This window comes from Ochrobactrum sp. Marseille-Q0166 (assembly GCF_014397025.1).
In the GTDB taxonomy this organism is placed as follows: Bacteria; Pseudomonadota; Alphaproteobacteria; order Rhizobiales; family Rhizobiaceae; genus Brucella.
The window spans coordinates 1,075,616-1,095,340 of the sequence record NZ_JACJUO010000001.1; the positions used below are offsets into that span (position 1 = coordinate 1,075,616).

Sequence of the window (19,725 nt, forward strand, 5' to 3'; positions counted from 1 at the left end):
TGTTACGGCCACTTCACAACAGGCGGCATGGACGAGAGAATGGAATTCACATTGCCGCCGGTCTTAAGGCCGAAGATCGTGCCACGATCATAAAGCAGGTTGAATTCGACATAGCGTCCGCGACGGATCAGCTGTTCTTCACGATCCCCCGGCGTCCAGTCCTTGTTAAAATTCTGGCGAACCAGATGCGGGTAGACAACCGAAAAACCACGGCCAACATCGCGCGTGAAGGCAAAATCCTTGTCCCATCCGCCCTGTTCTTCGGTTGAATGCAGCCAGTCATAGAAGATGCCGCCGATGCCGCGCGCTTCATTGCGGTGTGGCAGATAGAAATATTCGTCGCACCACTCTTTCAGGCGCTGATAATCGACAATATCCTTGTGCTTATCGCAGATGAAGCGGAACGCCTTGTGGAAGGCAAGCGTATCCGGGTCTTCCTGCGTGCGGCGACGGTCCAGTACCGGCGTCAGATCGGCACCGCCGCCGAACCACTGGCGTGTGGTTACGACCATGCGGGTGTTCATGTGGACGGCTGGAACATTCGGGTTCTGCGGATGAGCGATCAATGAAATGCCGCTGGCCCAATAACGCGGATCTTCTTCAGCGCCGGGTATCTGTTTGCGGAACTCAGGCGAAAATTCGCCATGAACGGTCGAGACATGCACACCGACTTTTTCAAACACGCGACCATGCATGATGGACATGACGCCGCCACCGCCTTTGCCTTCATCCTTCTGCCAAGGGGTGCGTACGAAGCGTCCTGGCTCCTGATCGGAAAGCTGGCCCTGCAACTCATCTTCGAGCTGTTCGAAACTCGTGCAAATACGGTCACGCAGTTCCTCGAACCAATTTTGAGCGACCAGCTTTTTGTCTTCGATATCGTGCGGGATGATTGCCGGAATTTCGTCGCGTTGCATTTCTGGTATCCTCTCACGCAATGTATCGGAATAAATTCGTGCTTATGCATTAGCAAAGTCCGGCAGCCTCGCAAAGCGTGAAGACGACACGAGGTGCAGGGGGAAATTTCTCTCCCCAAGAAAAGACTCGTCAGGAAGTCTTAGCTTCCCTATCTTAGATGCCAAGGGATTTTTAATTCTGAGTATCGGGAGGCAATTGCATGACCGCATCACCGCCCAAACCGCCACTTGCAAAGCCCCCGCTCGAGGGGCTACGCAAGCAGCTCGAAAAAGGCCGTGCAAATAAAAGCAGGCTTCCACGGGATGGTTTCGTCCGAGAGACGTTTGCCCTTCCGCGTCAAGCCGCGCGTGACAAGGCGCGCGAGTGGTTCGATACTTTCCCAAAGGCCGCATATTGGACAGAAATCGAAAGCTGGTGTGAACGGCCCGACGATGTGATCGAATTTACGATGCGCCGGTTGCCATCATCGGATTAGATATCTGATTCAACAATAGGCTTTAAGTTACTGATCCCAGATTCAAATTTGCTATTTGCAAAAATGTCCTCCGATTTTGTCGGAGGGCATTTTGTTTTTGGGGCGTTATAGCATTACGGTTTTATTTCACTTCTGTCTGAGGTGCTTGTTCCCAAGACTTCCAATCGTTAATGATGCTGTCGGCGTAGGTTTTGCCGACGCGATATGCGTTGGTTGTTGCCAGCGCGAAACCACCCGACTTCGCAGCAAGGGATTCTGCCGCCGTCTGATCTTTGCCCTGGCGGTCGAAGTTGGAGGACGTACGCAGCAACGCAACGCGATTAAAATCAAGCTTGCCTGCGTCGGCCGCACGCTTAAGCGCGGTCAGCGTTGCATTGTCTTCCATCTGCGACGTGCAGTAATCGGCCTTTCCATCGGTCAGGAGTTTTGCCCACTGTTCCATGGCTTCACCGAGCTTTGTTCCATGCCAGTATGTGTCGGCTGATGCGGTGTCGCAGATTGTAACCATCGGGGCGCTTATCGCTGCCTCTTCGCTGTAATGCTTGCGATATTCCTTTGCATCGTCACTGTCGAGAAGCTCAATGTCTTTAGTGGTTTCAAGCGCGTAGTCAGCAAGCTTACCGTTCAGTTCAAAGACTTCCGTGCCTGCTGCCCATTTTGGCTTTTCGCCGGGCTTGGATGCACCAAGACCGAAGAAGTCGGTTGCCCAGCCTTCAGGTGCTTCGCGAATATCGATGCGATGGTTGAGGTTGGCATCAATTGCATATTTGGCCCAATGTGCCGAACCAAGTGTGCCGTGCTTTGGATCAACGCCTGCAATACCGGCGATGAGGAAATAGGTGTGCTTGAGGTCAAGCTTCTCGCTCAACGCCATGGCCGAGACTGCACTGGCAGCATTGGCAAAACCCATTGCCGTGGTCATGTGGCAGAGGCCTTCAGCCGTGCAATCGATTTCAGGATATTCAGGGCTCAGACCTGCAAGTTTCAGCTTCTGCGTAAATTTCTCACCTTCCAGCCAAGGCTTTGCTTCCTCACCGAACATGGTGATGACCATAACCTTCGGCGCGATGGTTTCAGCAGCTTGTGCAAATGCAGGAGCAGCAAATGCAGTGCCAAGCAACAAGGCTGTAAGAACAGAAGTGCGGAACGATGACTTCATAGGGGAGGGACCTTTTAACGGTTGGATAAATCTTGTTCGGGAACTGATTCCGCTTGTTCGCTTATGCGTTTGAAACGGAATCGTTTTCCTTATTTCTCTGGCGCATAGCTTCACCCGCTGTAATCGCAACAGAAACCGCAAGATTGAGGGAGCGTGCACCCGGTACCATAGGTATAATCAGACGTGCATCGGCGATGTCCTGAATGCTGTCAGGAACGCCTGAAGACTCTCGTCCGAACAGCAGAATATCATTCTCCTGAAACTGATATTCCGTGTAGGGGATCGCGGCTTTGGTCGAAAGCAGAACGATCCGTTTGCCTGCCTGCAGGCGCCAGTCGTTGAAGTGCTGCCAGTCGGCATGACGGGTGAGGGCCGCCTGTTCGAGATAGTCCATGCCCGCGCGCTTCAATGAGCGGTCGGAGACATCGAAGCCCGCAGGTTCGATGAGGTCCACTGCAAAGCCAAGGCAGGCGGCCATGCGCAGAATGGTTCCCGTATTGCCGGGAATATCGGGCTGATAGAGGGCGATGCGCAAATCCATATAAGGCGGGTAGCCCACAAATCCGCTGGCCGCAAGCCTCGTGACCGGCTCCTGCTCTCGCATCAACACATCTCTGCCTTAAGATAGCGGGCAGAAACATGCTTCGTGACTGATCGCGAAAATATTCTGTTTTTGTTCCCGTCTCATCTTGGCAGTTTTATAAGGCCGCCGTAAAAGGAGCACCATGTTTACATGGTTTGAAAAACGACTCGAAGCTTATCCCGAAGAAGCACCACACAAACCGCCGCGCGGACTGGTCGCCTTTTGTCTGTATTATACTCGTGGGGCATGGCCATGGATTATCGGCATGGCAATCTTCACGACACTGATTGCTATTATCGAAGTGTCGTTGTTCGCCTTTATGGGCAATATCGTTGACTGGCTTTCAAATCAGTCACGCGAGACCTTTCTGAGCAATGAAGGTTGGCGGCTTTCACTCATTGCAGGTGTCGTGCTGGTGGGCCTGCCCGGAGTGGTGCTTATCCATTCTCTGCTTATTCATCAAACCTTGCTCGGTAACTATCCGATGCGGGTACGCTGGCTGATGCATCGCTATCTGATCCGTCAGTCCATGTCGTTCTTTCAGGACGAATTTGCCGGGCGTATTTCAACCAAGCTGATGCAGACCTCTCTTGCCGTGCGCGAAACGGTCATGAAGCTGCTCGATGTGCTCAATTATGTCATCGTCTATTTTGCCGGTACGCTATTTATTGCAGCCTCGGCGGATATTGTACTGATGATCCCGTTTGCGGTGTGGTTGCTCGTCTACATCCTTCTGCTGCGTTTTTTCATTCCGCGTTTGCGGGTGATTTCGGAAAAGCAAGCGGATGCACGATCTCTGATGACGGGACGCATTGTCGACAGCTATACCAACATCGCGACCGTCAAGCTATTCTCGCATTCAAGCCGCGAGGAAGCCTATGTCAAAGAAAGTCTCGATGGCTTCCTGAGCACGGTGCATGGTCAGATGCGTATGGTCACCATGTTCCATTTCACGCTCTATATTTCGAATTGCATATTGCTGTTTTCAGTGGGTGCCATTGGTATCAGCCTGTGGATGAACGATGCGATTTCTGTGGGTGCAGTTGCAGTCGGTATCGGCCTTGTGCTGCGGCTCAACGGCATGTCGCAATGGATCATGTGGGAAATGTCGGCGCTGTTTGAGAATATCGGCACGGTGGAAGACGGCATTACCACGATCTCACGCGCCCATGATGTGGTGGATGTTCCAAATGCACCTGCGCTGAAAGTGACGAACGGTGCGTTGGATTTTGACAAGATCGGTTTCCATTACGGCAAGGGTAAGGGGGTTATCGAAGGCCTCTCGCTGGATATCAAGGCCGGACAGAAGATCGGTCTCGTCGGGCGTTCCGGTGCGGGTAAATCTACGCTGGTCAATCTGCTGCTGCGTTTCTATGATCTTGAAAAGGGTCGTATCCTGATCGACGGGCAGGATATTTCAAAAGTTACGCAGGATTCCCTTCGCGCCAGCATTGGCATGGTCACGCAGGATACATCTTTGCTGCATCGTTCGGTGCGTGAGAACATCATGTATGGTCGTCCGGATGCAACCGATGAAATGGTTGAGCGCGCAATACGCCTCGCTGAGGCAGATCAGTTCATTCCGCAGCTCACCGATGCTAAAGGCCGCCGCGGTCTGGATGCACATGTCGGCGAGCGTGGTGTCAAGCTTTCCGGCGGTCAGCGGCAGCGTATCGCGATTGCGCGCGTGATGCTCAAAGATGCGCCAATTCTTATTCTGGATGAAGCGACCTCTGCACTCGACTCGGAAGTGGAGGCTGCCATTCAAGACAGCCTCAACACACTGATGGAAGGCAAGACCGTTATCGCGATTGCGCATCGCCTTTCGACGATTGCTGCCCTTGATCGTCTCGTTGTGATGGATAAGGGAAAAGTAGTCGAAGACGGGACGCATGAGGAACTTGTTGCGCTTGGCGGCATTTATGCCGGACTATGGGCACGTCAGTCGGGTGGTTTCCTTGGTTTTGACGAGCAGAGTGAATCCGGTCTGGTAAACTAAGGAATATGCCATTGATGAAAGCGGTTTACAGCCTGTTCGAGCGTTGGGTTAATCCCTTCCGCGAACCGGACAATCTCAGGCCGCCTTCAACGACGCTTGCCTTCCTTTGGCATTATGCACGTCAGGCCAAATGGCCGCTTGCAGCCTCGCTGGCTGTTGGCGGCCTGTTGCCTCTTGTGGAAGCAGGGCTTTTTTACTTCACCGGCAGGTTGGTCGATATCCTTGATCAGGCAGGTCGCTCTGGCGTTGAAAGAAGCTGGTCGGCATTGTTTAAAGATGCGGGTCCCGAGCTGTTGTTCATGGGGATTACCGTTCTTGTCATCCGCTTTGTCGTGACGGCATTAAACACTCTGCTGGAAGGCCAGACACTTTCGCCGGGTTTCTATAATATGATCCGCTGGCAGGCGAACTCCTATGTCCAGCGGCAGTCCTATGCATTCTTTCAGAATGACTTTGCAGGACGCATTGCCACCAAGGTCTGGCAGGCAGGACAGGCTGCCGGTGATCTGATTGAAAGCCTTATTCAGGTCGTCTGGTTCATGGCGATCTACAGCATCACCACACTGGTTCTGGTTGGTCAGCTTGACAGGCGGCTTGCGGCAGCTGTCATTGTCTGGATCGTAGCTTTTGGTCTGATCGCACGGCATTATCTGCCTCGAATCCGGAAGAATGCGGAGGCGTCTGCCGAAGCGGGTTCCATGATCAATGGCCGGATCGTTGACAGCTACTCCAATATTCAGACGATCAAGCTTAACACTCCTGATGATGACGAACGCTATATGCGTGACGGCTTCAATCGTTATCTTGCGGCGATGTTTCCATTCATGCGCTCGCTCACGGGTGTGCGTCTTGCGATGACAGCGCTTTCGGGTGTGATGATTGTGACGGTTGCCATCATCACCATTGATTTGTGGACGAAAGATGCAATCACAGTTGGTCAGGTGTCATTCACGCTTGGCTTGGTTCTGCGTCTTAACATGCTGCTCGGACGCCTTATGATGCAGTTGAACGGTATGCTGCGCCAGCTTGGTCTCATTGAGAATTCTATGAAGCTTTTGTCTGCGCCACTTGGTCTTGAAGACAAGCGTGACGCCAAAGTGCTCCAGATCAAGGACGCCCGTATCGACATTCAGAATGTGACTTTCCATTATGGAAAGGCGGGAGGCGTCCTCGATGATATCAACTTTACCGTCAATGGTGGCGAGCGGATAGGGCTGGTTGGCCACTCTGGCGCTGGGAAAACCACGCTGGTGAATTTGATCCTTCGACTCTATGACGTCGAGAAGGGGGCTATTCTTGTCGATGGGCAGGATGTGCGTGACGTCACGCAAGCTTCGCTCCGGCGTGCCTTTGCAGTTGTCAGTCAGGAGACTGCGCTCCTGCACCGCTCGTTGCGTGATAACATCATGTTGGCGCGTGATGATGCTGACGAAGGAGATCTTGCTGAGGCCGTGCGACAGGCCGAGGCGGAAGAGTTCATCACAAGACTTGAAGATTTCAACGGGCGCAAATCCTTCGATGCTTTTGTGGGTGAGCGCGGTGTGAAACTTTCGGGTGGTCAGCGCCAGCGCATTGCGATAGCGCGCGCCATTCTTAAAAATGCTCCCATCCTTATTCTGGATGAGGCAACGTCTGCGCTCGACTCAGAGGTGGAAGCTTCCATTCAGGAGAACCTGCGTCAGCTTATGGACGGCAAGACGGTCATTGCTATTGCGCATCGGCTATCAACGATCGCGGCGTTGGATCGTTTGATTGTGATGGATAAGGGCCGTATCGCTGAAGAAGGCACCCATGATGAGCTTGTTGCGCGGGGCGGGATTTATGCCCGCCTCTGGGAGCGGCAATCCGGCGGTTTTCTGGGCGTAGACCATTAGTTTTTGATATTCTCATCACCACAAAAACCTCCGCATTCCGGGGAATTTGAACGGGGCTTTTTGCTTGGTGGCAATTTTGTGTGTGCCAATTAAACACCCTGCGACATGGTGCCGTCCTAAGGGTTTGGCGTCTGGACAAGACTTTTCAACCTGCCTACACCTAAATGTCGAGATGGAGGGAATTTCGTTCTGCAAGCACTTGTGGAACTGCCATTTGCGTGTGAGCGCAAAGGGCGGAAATGCGTTTGCGCAAGCGCATGGCAGACGAGGGGAGTTTTCAATTGGATATCCAGGTTAAAAAGGAATTGGCACGTGAGCGAACACGACACGGCTGAGCCGACACGGCGTGATTTTCTGTATATTGCGACGGGAATGGCCGGTGTCGTTGCTGTCGGTGGTTTCGCATGGCCGTTTATCGACCAGATGCGTCCTGACGCCTCGACACTCGCTGCAGCGTCTATCGAAGTTGATGTTTCTTCCCTTGAAGAAGGTGCATCAATGACCGTCAAGTGGCGCGGCAAGCCGATTTTCATTCGCAATCGTACAGCCAAGGAAGTTGAAGACGCGAAGGTGACTGCCTTGAGCGATCTCAAAGACATTGCTGCGCGTAATGCCAATCTTCCATTGGATGCAGAAGCGACGGATGTCGCGCGTTCGGCGGGTGAGGGCAAGGAAAACTGGATCGTTATGGTCGGTGTTTGCACCCATCTTGGCTGTGTGCCGCTTGGTGAGTCCGGGTCATTCGGTGGCTGGTTCTGCCCATGCCATGGCTCGACCTATGACACCGCCGGGCGCATCCGCAGCGGTCCAGCGCCGGAAAACATGTATATTCCGGAATACGCATTCACTTCCGATACGGTCATCAGGATCGGCTAAGACAGATCTTGGGGAGAGAAAACATGAGTGGTGGACACTCCACATATACGCCCTCGACCGGCATCGAAAAATGGGTCGATGAGCGGCTGCCTTTGCCGCGCCTTGTCTATGATTCCTTTGTTGCCTATCCGACGCCGCGTAACCTGAACTATATGTATACGTTCGGTGGCATCCTGAGTTTTATGCTCATTGCGCAGATCATTACCGGCATCGTTCTGGCGATGCATTATGCAGCCGAAACGACGATTGCGTTTAACTCGGTCGAAAAGATCATGCGCGATGTCAATTCTGGCTGGCTGCTGCGATATATGCACGCAAACGGTGCTTCCTTCTTCTTTATTGCCGTGTATCTGCACATCGCACGCGGCCTTTATTACGGTTCCTACAAGGCGCCTCGTGAGCTTTTGTGGATTCTCGGTGTTGTGATTTTCCTTCTCATGATGGCAACTGCCTTCATGGGCTATGTGCTGCCATGGGGCCAGATGTCCTTCTGGGGCGCGACGGTTATCACGGGCTTCTTTACAGCCTTTCCGGTGATTGGCGAGCCGATCCAGCAATTGCTTCTCGGCGGCTTCGCGGTCGATAATCCAACGCTTAACCGCTTCTTCTCGCTGCATTATCTGCTGCCGTTTATGATTGTGGGCGTCGTTATCCTGCACGTGTGGGCGCTGCATGTGACAGGGCAGACCAATCCAACCGGCATTGAGGTAAAGTCGAAGACCGATACGCTGCCGTTCACGCCTTATGCGACCATCAAGGATGCATTTGGTGCGCTCGTCTTCTTCGTCTTCTTCGCTTATTTTGTGTTCTACATGCCGAACTTTCTCGGCCACCCGGACAACTACATTCAGGCCGACTCTCTGAAAACGCCTGCCCACATCGTTCCTGAATGGTACTTCCTGCCGTTCTACGCGATGTTGCGTGCGATCACCTTCAACATCGGTCCGATCGACTCGAAGCTTGGCGGCGTTCTGGTAATGTTTGGCTCGATTGCGATCCTGTTTGTCGTGCCATGGCTTGATACATCGAAGGTTCGCTCGGCTGTTTATCGTCCATGGTTCAAGCTGTTCTTCTGGCTGTTTGTCATCAATGCAATCTTCCTTGGCTGGTTGGGATCGCGTCCGGCGGAAGGTGTTTACACGATGATGGCGCAGTTCGGCACGCTCTACTACTTCGCGTTCTTTATCGTCATCATGCCAATTCTGGGTCTGATTGAAACACCGAAGCGCCTTCCGAATTCGATCACGGAAGCGGTTCTGGAGAAGAACGAAGGCAAGGCCGAGATTGCTCCAGTGGAAATCAACGGCTGAAGCGCGAGATGAAGGACGTAAAAATGAAAAACATCCTCAAGAGTTTCGCTGCGTTCGGTATTGCTCCGCTGGTAGCGCTCGGTGTGACGATGGGAGGAGCTTTTGCCGCCGGCGGTGGTGAGGGTGAGCCAGAACATTATCCGATCCATCATCCGAAGCAGGAGAACTGGAGCTTCTCGGGACCATTTGGTACTTACGACAAGGGACAGCTTCAGCGTGGGCTCAAGGTCTATAAGGAAGTCTGTTCTGCCTGCCATTCGATGAATCTGGTGGCTTTCCGTAATCTGGAAGCTCTTGGCTATTCGCCGGATCAGGTGAAGGCTTTTGCTGCCGAATATGAAGTCACAGATGGCCCGAACGCGGACGGTGAAATGTTCACCCGTAAGGCGATTGCGACGGATCATTTCCCATCGCCATTTCCGAATGTGAATGCCGCCGCTGCTGCCAATAATGGTGCAGCGCCGCCAGACTTCTCGCTGATCGCCAAGGCCAGAGCGGTCGAACGTGGTTTTCCGACCTTTATCTTCGATATATTTACACAATATGCCGAAGCAGGCCCGGATTATATTCACTCGCTTCTAACTGGCTATGACGAGCAGCCGCCAGCGGGCATGCATATTCCTGAAGGCACGCATTACAACCCGTATTTCATCGCGGGCAAGTCATTGGCAATGGCCAAGCCATTGAGCGACGATCAGGTGACTTACGATGATGGTTCGCCGCAGACGGTGGATCAATATGCGCGGGACGTTTCAGCATTCCTGATGTGGTCTGCGGAACCGCATCTGGAAGAACGCAAGAAGCTGGGCTTCCGTGTCATTATCTTCCTGGTGCTGTTTGCTGGCCTTGTTTACATCGCCAAGCGTTCGATCTGGTCGAATGTAAAACATTGATTGACTAATCAGATTGTTGAGAAGGGCGCCGTGAGGCGCCCTTTTTTCTGGAGCAGCATCACAAGTTGCTCAAAACCGCACGAAGCGGCTTGGCGCGCTGCGCGTATCGTGATTGAAGTGATTACGAGAAAACTGGTTTTGCCTCTGCCGCACCCGCGCAAGCATACTTCGCTACCCCTCTGAAAGGACTGAAAATGGAATCTGGTTTCAAAGCCACTTTGAAGGACGCGATCAGAACGATTCCTGATTATCCGAAACCCGGTGTTCAGTTCCGTGATGTCACGACGCTTATGGGCGATGCGCAGGCATTCCGCCGTGCCGTAGATGAGCTGGTATATCCTTATGCTGGAAACAAGGTCGATAAGGTTGCGGGTATCGAAGCGCGTGGCTTCATTCTTGGCGGCGCAATTGCACATCAGCTTTCGGCTGGCTTTGTACCGATCCGCAAGAAGGGCAAGCTGCCGCGGGATACCGTTCGCATTGCCTACAGCCTTGAATATGGCATTGATGAAATGGAAATGCACCGCGATGCCATCGAGAAAGGCGAGCGCATTATTCTGGTTGATGATCTGATTGCAACCGGTGGTACGGCGGAAGCCGCAGCCAAGCTGCTTCTCCAGATGGGAGCCAATATCGTCGCGGCTTGCTTTATCATTGATCTGCCGGACCTTGGTGGGCGCAAGAAACTCGAAGCGCTCGGCGTGCCGGTTCGTACACTTGTGGAATTTGAAGGCGATTGATTTTCTGAAGGGGAATAAGTCGGTGGCGTTTTCTTTTGGCCTTTTAGTTTTTCCGGGTATTCAACAGCTTGATCTGACAGGACCTTATGAGGTTTTTTCGTCGGCGGCTGAAAGTGAAGTTCATCTTATCTGGAAAGATCGCAATCCGGTCTATTCTTCATCGGGACTCACATTTGTACCGACTGCTACCTTTGATGATTGTCCACCTCTGGATGTCATTTGTATTCCGGGCGGTGGGGTTAACGCCTTGCTGACCGACGATGTTGTGCTGGATTTTGTACGCCTACAAGCAGATCGGGTTCAGTATATCACATCTGTTTGCACCGGTGCGCTTGTGTTGGGTGCTGCAGGGCTGTTGAAAGGCAAAAAGGCGACAACGCATTGGAATGCGATGGACTTTTTGGAAGTCGTTGGTGCCATACCGACAAGTGCGCGTGTTGTTCGGGATGGTAAGGTCATTACTGCGGGAGGTGTTACATCTGGTATTGATTTCGGCTTGACCATACTCGAGGAGGTGTTTGGCAGGCAGGAAGCGGGAACAGTTCAGCTAACGCTCGAATACGCGCCTGCGCCGCCTTTCAATTCAGGAACCCCTGATCAAGCAGATGCTCTGGTGCTCGAAAACGGACGTAAACGTCTCGCCGCATCGAGAGCGGCGAGAGAAGCAATCTTTGCAGACTGGCCTCGATAAGCCCGATAAGATTGAGCAGCTTTATGGAAGCTTCACCATGGCGGCGTTGTCAAAGGATAAAACCTTGTCGCCATTCTGGTTATAAGCGGTGCTGCTCATACTCAGCATTGACCAGCCGGGACGCGAGCCGAGAGGCCGGATCGCATGGACGGTGCGCTTATAGGTGATCGTATCACCAGCATAGACCGGGCGGATCCATTTGAGGTTCTCAAAGCCGGGTGAAGGGCCAAATGTCGGCGGAACTTCGCCACGGCTGATAGCGTCTTTGGTTGCCTCAACGATGGACGCCACATTCAGCTTCATAAAGACTGCGGTGGTGTGCCAGCCCGACGCACAAAGACCGCCCAGAACGCTGTTTTTCGCGGCTCGCGCATCCAGATGAAATGGCTGCGGGTCGAATTTTGAAGCGAAGTGGATGATTTCTTCGGCGGTAAATGTATAGCTGCCGATGGTCCGCTCCTCACCGAGATGTTCTTCAATAAAGCTCATGCTTCGTCTCCATCGCGCTCAGGATTGCGAAGGCCGACCATGGCCGTGTGTTGCAATTCACAAACAACCTCGCCACGCTGATTGACGATCTCATTATGCACAGTGAGAAAGCCCACATGCGGCATGGATTTGGAGCGACGACGGTCAAGTACGGTCGAAGAACCGCTTAACGTATCGCCTGCCAGCACCGGGCGTTTCCAGCGGTTGAATTCAATACCGGGGCTGCCCTGAGACGTCGAATCCTTAAGATAGGCATCCCAGATCATGCGCATGAAAAGTGACACCGTATGCCAGCCCGAAGCCGCCAACCCGCTTAGAACGCTTGCCTTGCCCGCTTCTTCGTCCAGGTGAAAGGGCTGCGGGTCGAACTCGCGCGCGAATTCGATAATCTCTTCTTTGGTGATGGTACGTGGTCCGAAGGGAAGCTTCAGTCCTTGCGTGAAATCTTCATAAGCATATTTGGGTGTCTTATCGGTCAATCTGCTCTCCTCCCACCAGAGCGGCAAATGCCGCCCTGTTTCTTTGCCTGCACGTGCCCTCAACAAAGGTTCGACTTTTGAGAGACACGGTTAGAAAAAAGGCCACCGTTTTCACGGTGGCCTGATCGTATCAGGTATTGAAGCGGAACAGCATCACATCGCCGTCATGGACGATGTATTCTTTGCCTTCGTCTCGCGCTTTGCCGGCTTCCTTGGCGCCGACTTCACCATTGAATTTGACATAGTCTTCATAGGCGATGGTCTGTGCGCGAATGAAGCCACGCTCGAAATCCGTATGGATCACACCGGCAGCGCCCGGAGCCTTGGTTCCGCGACGGATAGTCCAGGCGCGCGTTTCCTTGGGGCCAGCCGTGAAATAGGTGATGAGGTCGAGCAGCTTGTAGCCCGCACGGATGAGGCGGTCGAGGCCGGGTTCCTCTAAGCCCATGGCGTCGAGATATTCCTTGGCTTCTTCGTCTGCAAGCTGGGCAACTTCAGCTTCAATGGCGGCGGAAATAATGACGCTTTCAGCACCTTGTTCAGCAGCCATCTTCGCAACAGCTGCGCTATGCTCATTGCCATTGGCAGCGTCGCTTTCAGCGACGTTGCAGACATAAAGCACTGGTTTCGAGGTGAGCAGATTCAGGCCCTTGAGGATCAGCAGATCATCTGGTGCAATGTCTTTGAGCATCAGGCGAACCGGTTTACCGTTTTGCAGCAGTTCGAGTGCCTGCTCCATCACCGGCAGAACCGTGGTTGCTTCCTTGTCCTTGGAGGCCGCGCGCTTGCGGATCTGAACGATGCGGCGCTCAATGCTTTCGAGGTCCGACAGCATCAGCTCCGTTTCAACGGTTTCAGCGTCAGATACAGGATCGATGCGGCCTTCGACATGGGTGATGTCGTCGTCTTCAAAACAACGAAGAACATGCACGATCGCATCGACTTCACGGATATTCGCGAGGAACTGATTACCCAGACCTTCGCCTTTGGATGCACCGCGCACGAGACCAGCAATATCGACAAAGTTGATGCGGGTCGGGATAATTTCCTTCGAACCTGCAATTTTTGCAATGCTGCTCTGGCGAGGATCGGGAACAGCCACTTCGCCGGTATTCGGCTCGATGGTGCAGAAGGGATAGTTTGCAGCCTGTGCTGCCGCAGTCTTGGTCAGCGCGTTGAAAAGCGTGGACTTGCCGACATTAGGCAGGCCGACGATGCCGCATTTGAAACCCATGATCTTACCTGTCAGACTAGAATAGAATTAATGCCGCTATGCGACTTGGATAAAGCTGGTGTCGCTATGCGACATGGGAGTGTAGAGCGTCAAGAGTGCCGCGTCATTGTCGCGGACTAATCCTTCTTGCCCAAGAGCTTTTTCAGCATCTCAGCCATCGGACCACTCGCCGGAATGTTTGGTTTGGCTGCGTTTTGACGCGCCTGACGAATATGACTTTGTGCCTTGGCGGGCGCTTTTTCCAGCTGGCTCGGGTCCGCCTTGAAGCCGTTGGGACGCTGATTGCCGTCACCCATGACAATTGCAACACGGTTCATGAAGCTGTTGTCTTCTTTTTGGGCGAGCAGGCCGACATTATCGGCGATCGCTCCAAAAAGCTTATCAAGCCATTCATTATCGACTTTGGCGAAGTTGCCCAGAACATGATTGTGGACAAGTTCTTTTGCACCGGGATGTCCAATGCCAAGGCGCATACGGCGATAGTCTTTGCCGCCTTCGAAAGTCTGCACATGGGCATCGATGGACTTGATGCCGTTATGGCCGCCGGAGCTGCCACCTGTCTTGATGCGCAGTTTTGCAGGCGCAAGGTCAAGCTCATCATAGATCACGACGAGATCGGCAGATGTCAGCTTGTAGAAGCGCATGGCTTCGCCAATCGACTGGCCGGAATTGTTCATGAAAGTCATTGGCTTGATGAGAAGGACTTTCTCGCCGTCGATCACACCATCGGCGATCTCGGCCTTGAACTTCTTCTGCCAATTGGAAAAGCGATGGCGGCGGAATATTTCATCCACCGCCATAAAACCGATATTGTGACGGTTATGCGCATATTGAGGGCCGGGATTGCCAAGTCCTGCGATGAGCAGCATGGTTGTCTGACCCTCTTATGGGACAAGCGATTATTCGCCGTCCGCAGCTTCGCCTTCTGCGTTTTCTTCCGACTTGAGGCCGGCTGGTGTCGCAATGGTAGCGATCGTGAAGTCGCGATCCTGAATTGCAGGTGTTGCACCCTTCGGCAGCTTGATAGCCGAAATGTGAACCGAGTCACCAAGCTCAAGGCCGGTCAGATCGACTTCGAGAGCATCAGGGATAGCGTTTGCTGGAACGATCAGTTCAACATCGTGACGAACGATGTTGAGAACGCCGCCCTTCTTGATGCCAGGTGCTGCTTCTTCGTTCTTGAAGTGAACAGGAACGTTAACATGGACAACCGACTTCGCGGAAACGCGGAGGAAGTCGACATGCTGAGGGAAGTCGCGGACTGGATCGAGCTGGTAGTCTTTAGGGAGAACCTGAATCTTCTTGCCGTCTACTTCAATCGTAGCAACAGTGGTTTTGAAGCCGCCGCCATGGATCTTGTAGAAGATTTCCTTGTACGAGACAGCAATCGAAATTGGTTCCTGCTTGTCACCATAGATGACTGCTGGAATCTGGCCGTTGCGACGAAGTTCGCGGGAGGACCCCTTACCAACCCGTGTACGCAGATCGGCCTTGAGCACGTAAGAATCGCTCATGGCATTTCCTTTCAAAGTTACTGGAGTGTTGTGCGCTGTTTTATCTGCACATGATCTAGTCCGAAAACCGGTTTCCACTTTTCGGGATCATGCAACAACGAACAACATGAAACAGCCCGACATGCCGTTCACAGGGTGAATGGCCGGACCGCTTCATCCCGCGTTGCCTCCAAGGGTGTCTACGCGGATGGCGGTGCTATAGAGCAAAGGGACTTTTCATGCAAGGCGTTCCACAGCTTCTGTGGGCTTTTGTCTTAACGGGTGGCATTGGCTGCGTCAAAAATGTTAAGCGCATGGCAGATTGATCGTGGGCTATGTCCGCCGAGTCGTCACAAGATTCACTAGAGCGCGTTTTGAACTGATTAAATCAGATCAGCGCGCTGGCTCTTTTACGTGAAGCATAATCCTATTGATCTTCGCTCCGCTCTGGTCGGATTATGCTCTAAACAAAGGAAACGAGATGCAGGTCGGTATCGACATGGGTTCTGTTGCTGGAAGTGGTTCTGCCTCGGCAGTGGCGCTTGGTGGTGGCAAGCAGGCCATGCTTGATCTTGAAGAGCTTCTCGCAACACGCCTTCTCGTGCAGGGCAATTCCGGTTCCGGCAAATCACATCTGCTGCGCCGCCTGCTTGAGCAGAGCGCACAATGGGTGCAGCAGTGCATCATTGACCCTGAAGGCGATTTCGTAACGCTTGCCGATCTTTATGGGCATGTGGTGGTCGATGCTGCACGATCGGAATCCGAACTCACCCGCATTGCAAGCCGCATTCGCCAGCACCGCGTGTCGGTCGTGCTCAATCTCGAAGGGCTGGATGTCGAGCAGCAGATGCGTGCTGCGGCGGCTTTTCTTGGTGGCCTGTTTGATGCAGAGCGCGACTATTGGTACCCGATGCTGGTGGTGGTTGATGAAGCGCAGCTCTTTGCACCCGCTGCCGCTGGCGAAGTGTCGGATGAAGCTCGCAAGCTCTCGCTGGGTGCGATGACGAACCTGATGTGCCGTGGCCGCAAGCGCGGGCTGGCCGGAGTGATTGCCACGCAGCGCCTTGCAAAGCTCGCCAAGAATGTTGCTGCCGAAGCATCGAACTTTCTGATGGGCCGGACTTTCCTTGATATCGATATGGCGCGTGCCTCCGATCTTCTGGGGATGGAACGCAAGCAGGCGGAAATGTTCCGTGACCTGCAACGCGGCCATTTCATTGCACTTGGACCTGCCTTGTCACGCCGTCCGCTGCCCATCAAAATCGGCAAGGTGGAAACCTCGGCACGCTCGTCATCACCCAAGCTGATGCCGTTGCCCGATGCACCGCAAGACGCGCGCGATCTGATTTTTACGCCAGCACCTGAAGAAATTCGCACTGTTGTCCGTCGTACGCCACCACCGCCGCCCCCGCCATCAACGGCAGAAATTCTGGCGCAGGTGGCAAAGCCAAAGCCGGAAGCGGAACCTGTTGAAGCACCATTGTTTCCCGGCATTGTGGAAGCCGAGCGGGACAGTCTGCTTGAGAAGGTGATGCGCGAGATCGTTGACGATCCTGAAGCATCTTTCCGCTCAGTCGCGGTGCTTTATCAGGATTTTCTGGTGCGTTGCCGCATTCATCGCGTGCCGGGTGAACCGCTGGCTCTGCCTGCTTTCCGCCGTCGATTAGCCGTGGCTCAGGCAAGCATTGAAAGCGATGTCGCAACTGGTGAAACATGGCAGAAGGCATTGGCGCTCTCAGAAAGTCTCACTGATGATGTGCAGGGCGTGTTTCTGATTGTCGCACAGGCGGCCGTGACGGGCGCCACGTGCCCTTCGGACGTGGCACTGGCACGGGCTTATGGCACGCATTCGCTAAGCCGTGCCCGGCGATTGCTGACCTATTTCGAAGAGCGTGGATTGCTGGTCGTTCGCAATGATTTCAAAGGTTTGCGCATTGTGAATTTCCCGGATCTCGAATGCGAGACGGCTCCGGGCGATCCAAACGCTCCCGATGATCAGGCGGAGGAAGCGACTGCCGCTGAATAAAGCACTTCTGTGCAAAGTGTCATGAACCTGTAATGATCCTCAGCAACTGCTTGCAGGATCATTACAGAGAGCAAGAATGACAACAGCGCCGCAGCCGGACTACCGTGAACTGTTTATTACCTTTGGCAAGGTCGGGCTTTTGTCGTTTGGCGGGCCAGCTGCGCAGATTGCTATGTTGCAACGCGTGCTGGTTGATGAAAAACGCTGGATGGATCAGGAGCGGCTGATCCATGCGCTGAATTTCTGCATGTTATTGCCAGGGCCGGAAGCCATGCAACTTGCGACCTATGCGGGCTGGGCTATCAAAGGCTGGCGCGGTGGCTTGCTGGCAGGGCTTTTGTTTGTTTTGCCCGGTGCGAGCGTGATGCTGGCTCTGTCGGCGCTTTACGTTGCCTTTGGCCATGTTGATATTGTTGCTGGTCTGTTGTTTGGTCTCAAGGCTGCAGTGCTGGCTGTGGTATTTGAAGCGCTTTACCGGATGGCAAAGCGCACGCTTGCTTCCGGCTTTTCCTATCTGATTGCGATTGCCGCTTTTGTTGCGATTGCGCTTTTGAAGCTGCCGTTTCCGATTGTGGTGCTGCTTGCAGCCATCGCTGGCGGTTTGCGTCATTGCATGCAAGGTCCTGGTGTGGCAACTGCCGTTACACATGCCGCTCCCAATGCATTTCGGGAGTTTTCGCTGCAAACCTTGATCTGGGGTGGCCTGTGGCTGGTTCCACTCATTGCGCTATATCTGATCTTTGGTGGGCAACATGTATTTACAGCTGAGGCCGCGTTCTTTTCAAAGCTGGCAGCTGTCACGTTTGGCGGCGCCTATGCGGCGCTGTCCTATACAGCGCAGCAGGCTGTCGAACATTTCGGCTGGATGAAACCCGGAGAAATGCTCACTGGGCTGGGACTGGCAGAAACCACACCGGGGCCGCTGATATTAGTGTTGGTCTTTGTTGGCTTTGTGGGTGCAGCCAATCTGTCAGGCCTGCCGCCACTGGTCGGCGGGCTTGTGGGCGGGCTGATTGCGCTCTGGTTTACTTTTGTGCCGTGTTTTCTCTGGATACTGGCGGGAGCACCTTTTGTAGAGCGCCTGCGTCAGCTGCGCTGGCTGTCCGCCATGCTTGGCGGGATTACCGCGGCGGTGGTTGGCGTGATTGCCAGTCTCGCGCTCTGGTTCTCACTGCACGTCCTGTTTGCAACGGTTGGGCAAGTGCCGATCGGTCCCTTTACGTTGCCGCTGCCAGATGTCAGCACAATAGACAATGCCGCCGTCCTGATTGCAGGCGCGGCGGCATTATTGCTTGTCGTCTTGAAACTCAACATGCCGCTGGTGCTCTTGCTTGCGGCATGTCTGGGCATCGTCATTAGATTAGTCGAACAGGCTTGAAACCGACTCTTCGGCCGCAGTACGTGCAATCGCTTCACCAATCAGGCTGGAGATCGACAGGACGCGGATATTCGGTGCATCGTTGATCGCGGTCGTTGGCTGGATCGAATCGGTGATAACCAGTTCTTTCAGCTTCGAGGAAGCGATACGCGCAACAGCGCCACCCGACAGAACGCCATGCGTGATGTAAGCGGTGACGCTGTTTGCGCCCTTGGAAAGCAGCGCTTCCGCCGCATTGCAGAGCGTGCCGCCGGAATCAACGATGTCGTCAAACAGCAGGCAATCTTTGCCGGTGACATCGCCGATGACGTTCATGACTTCCGATTCACCCGGACGTTCACGACGCTTGTCAACGATTGCGAGCTGCGCATCGATGCGCTTTGCAAGGGAGCGAGCGCGAACCACACCGCCAACGTCGGGTGATACGACCATGCAATTGCCGGTCGGATAGTTGGCCTTCACATCGCGGGCGATAACCGGAACCGCATAGAGGTTGTCGGTTGGAATATCGAAGAAGCCCTGAATCTGACCAGCATGAAGATCAAGCGTCAGAACGCGGTTTGCACCGGCTTCGGTGATGAGGTTGGCAACAAGCTTTGCCGAAATCGGCGTGCGTGGGCCGGGCTTACGATCCTGACGGGCGTAGCCGAAATAAGGAAGCACGGCAGTGATGCGGCGTGCTGACGAACGACGGAAGGCGTCGATCATGATCAGCAGTTCCATCAGATTGTCGTTGGCGGGGTAGGAGGTCGATTGCAGAACGAATACGTCTTCGCCGCGCACGTTTTCCTGAATCTCGACGAAGATTTCCTGATCGGCGAAACGGCGAACAGTCGCCTTGCCAAGCGGAATGTCGAGATGTTTAGCCACGGATTCGGCAAGAACCCGGTTGGAGTTGCCTGCGAATAGTTTCATTCTTTTTGCCTCTGAAGCCGGAGCAGTTACGTTCTGTTGCAAAAAGTCCGTGAAACGGACGTAATTCCTGATTTCAGGCGAAGCCAAAATAAATTCGATTTCGCTTGATCATTCTTTAAAAACTTTAAAGCCGCGTACTCTTTCACAAGGTGACAAGTGTCGCAGCTTTCAAGGTTTTCTCGAATGAGCGGCC

19 protein-coding genes are annotated in these 19,725 nt (G+C 53.7%); 10 read left to right on the forward strand and 9 right to left on the reverse strand.

The annotated features are described in order from the left end of the window. Positions 1–2 precede the first annotated feature (2 nt). Complete coding sequence (gene hemF, locus H5024_RS05095) at positions 3–917, reverse strand: oxygen-dependent coproporphyrinogen oxidase (protein WP_187544317.1); 915 nt, start codon at positions 915–917, stop codon at positions 3–5. Between the two features lie 200 nt (positions 918–1,117). Between hemF and H5024_RS05100 the strand changes: the two genes are divergently transcribed. Further along, positions 1,118–1,393, forward strand: coding sequence for a hypothetical protein (locus H5024_RS05100; protein ID WP_187544318.1), 276 nt, complete (start codon positions 1,118–1,120; stop codon positions 1,391–1,393). 121 nt (positions 1,394–1,514) lie between these two features. Here the strand turns inward: H5024_RS05100 and H5024_RS05105 are convergent, their stop codons facing one another. Then, positions 1,515–2,552 carry a purine nucleoside permease gene (locus tag H5024_RS05105; RefSeq protein WP_187544319.1) on the reverse strand — a complete coding sequence of 346 codons (1,038 nt, stop codon included), beginning with the start codon at positions 2,550–2,552 and terminating at the stop codon, positions 1,515–1,517. 61 nt (positions 2,553–2,613) lie between these two features. Further along, positions 2,614–3,093, reverse strand: coding sequence for a tRNA (cytidine(34)-2'-O)-methyltransferase (locus tag H5024_RS05110; RefSeq protein ID WP_187546626.1), 480 nt, complete (start codon positions 3,091–3,093; stop codon positions 2,614–2,616). A gap of 184 nt (positions 3,094–3,277) precedes the next feature. On the opposite strand from H5024_RS05110, the gene H5024_RS05115 reads away from it, so the two are divergent. The 7 genes from H5024_RS05115 (at position 3,278) to H5024_RS05145 (ending at position 11,518) form a co-directional block, all read left to right on the forward strand. Further along, the gene (locus tag H5024_RS05115) at positions 3,278–5,134 is read left to right on the forward strand and encodes an ABC transporter ATP-binding protein (RefSeq protein ID WP_187544320.1); all 1,857 of its coding nucleotides are present in this window, start codon (positions 3,278–3,280) and stop codon (positions 5,132–5,134) included. A 14-nt stretch (positions 5,135–5,148) separates the two neighbouring features. After that, positions 5,149–7,008 carry an ABC transporter ATP-binding protein gene (locus H5024_RS05120; RefSeq protein ID WP_187544321.1) on the forward strand — a complete coding sequence of 620 codons (1,860 nt, stop codon included), beginning with the start codon at positions 5,149–5,151 and terminating at the stop codon, positions 7,006–7,008. A gap of 312 nt (positions 7,009–7,320) precedes the next feature. Continuing rightward, the gene (gene petA, locus H5024_RS05125; RefSeq protein ID WP_187544322.1) at positions 7,321–7,884 is read left to right on the forward strand and encodes a ubiquinol-cytochrome c reductase iron-sulfur subunit; all 564 of its coding nucleotides are present in this window, start codon (positions 7,321–7,323) and stop codon (positions 7,882–7,884) included. Between the two features lie 23 nt (positions 7,885–7,907). Beyond that, positions 7,908–9,194 carry a cytochrome b N-terminal domain-containing protein gene (locus H5024_RS05130; RefSeq protein ID WP_187544323.1) on the forward strand — a complete coding sequence of 429 codons (1,287 nt, stop codon included), beginning with the start codon at positions 7,908–7,910 and terminating at the stop codon, positions 9,192–9,194. A gap of 23 nt (positions 9,195–9,217) precedes the next feature. After that, entirely contained in the window at positions 9,218–10,087 is an 870-nt protein-coding gene (locus tag H5024_RS05135) for a cytochrome c1 (RefSeq protein WP_187544324.1), read from the forward strand. Positions 10,088–10,281: 194 nt separating this feature from the next. Continuing rightward, on the forward strand, positions 10,282–10,827 hold the full coding sequence (locus H5024_RS05140) for an adenine phosphoribosyltransferase (protein WP_064320877.1): 546 nt from the start codon (positions 10,282–10,284) through the stop codon (positions 10,825–10,827). A 22-nt stretch (positions 10,828–10,849) separates the two neighbouring features. Beyond that, a complete protein-coding gene (locus H5024_RS05145) occupies positions 10,850–11,518 on the forward strand; it encodes a DJ-1/PfpI family protein (RefSeq protein WP_187544325.1) in 669 nt (222 codons plus the stop codon). Positions 11,519–11,539: 21 nt separating this feature from the next. Here H5024_RS05145 and H5024_RS05150 read toward each other — a convergent pair whose 3' ends face one another. From H5024_RS05150 to H5024_RS05170, 5 genes are all read right to left on the reverse strand, one after another. Continuing rightward, the gene (locus H5024_RS05150) at positions 11,540–12,007 is read right to left on the reverse strand and encodes a MaoC family dehydratase (protein ID WP_187544326.1); all 468 of its coding nucleotides are present in this window, start codon (positions 12,005–12,007) and stop codon (positions 11,540–11,542) included. Further along, the gene (locus tag H5024_RS05155; RefSeq protein ID WP_187544327.1) at positions 12,004–12,486 is read right to left on the reverse strand and encodes a MaoC family dehydratase; all 483 of its coding nucleotides are present in this window, start codon (positions 12,484–12,486) and stop codon (positions 12,004–12,006) included. The genes H5024_RS05150 and H5024_RS05155 overlap by 4 nt, the downstream gene beginning before the upstream one ends. Before the next feature lie 130 nt (positions 12,487–12,616). Continuing rightward, positions 12,617–13,720 (reverse strand): redox-regulated ATPase YchF, encoded by a 1,104-nt coding sequence (gene ychF / locus H5024_RS05160; RefSeq protein ID WP_187544328.1) that lies wholly within the window; start codon positions 13,718–13,720, stop codon positions 12,617–12,619. Between the two features lie 116 nt (positions 13,721–13,836). Continuing rightward, positions 13,837–14,589, reverse strand: coding sequence for an aminoacyl-tRNA hydrolase (gene pth / locus H5024_RS05165; protein ID WP_187544329.1), 753 nt, complete (start codon positions 14,587–14,589; stop codon positions 13,837–13,839). A gap of 30 nt (positions 14,590–14,619) precedes the next feature. Continuing rightward, positions 14,620–15,234 carry a 50S ribosomal protein L25/general stress protein Ctc gene (locus H5024_RS05170; protein WP_187544330.1) on the reverse strand — a complete coding sequence of 205 codons (615 nt, stop codon included), beginning with the start codon at positions 15,232–15,234 and terminating at the stop codon, positions 14,620–14,622. A 460-nt stretch (positions 15,235–15,694) separates the two neighbouring features. On the opposite strand from H5024_RS05170, the gene H5024_RS05175 reads away from it, so the two are divergent. Then, a complete protein-coding gene (locus H5024_RS05175) occupies positions 15,695–17,239 on the forward strand; it encodes an ATP-binding protein (protein ID WP_187544331.1) in 1,545 nt (514 codons plus the stop codon). A 76-nt stretch (positions 17,240–17,315) separates the two neighbouring features. After that, positions 17,316–18,617 carry a chromate efflux transporter gene (gene chrA, locus H5024_RS05180; RefSeq protein WP_187544332.1) on the forward strand — a complete coding sequence of 434 codons (1,302 nt, stop codon included), beginning with the start codon at positions 17,316–17,318 and terminating at the stop codon, positions 18,615–18,617. Here chrA and H5024_RS05185 read toward each other — a convergent pair. Further along, positions 18,600–19,532, reverse strand: coding sequence for a ribose-phosphate pyrophosphokinase (locus H5024_RS05185; protein WP_187544333.1), 933 nt, complete (start codon positions 19,530–19,532; stop codon positions 18,600–18,602). The two genes, chrA and H5024_RS05185, sit on opposite strands and share 18 nt — an antisense overlap. Positions 19,533–19,725 lie beyond the last annotated feature (193 nt).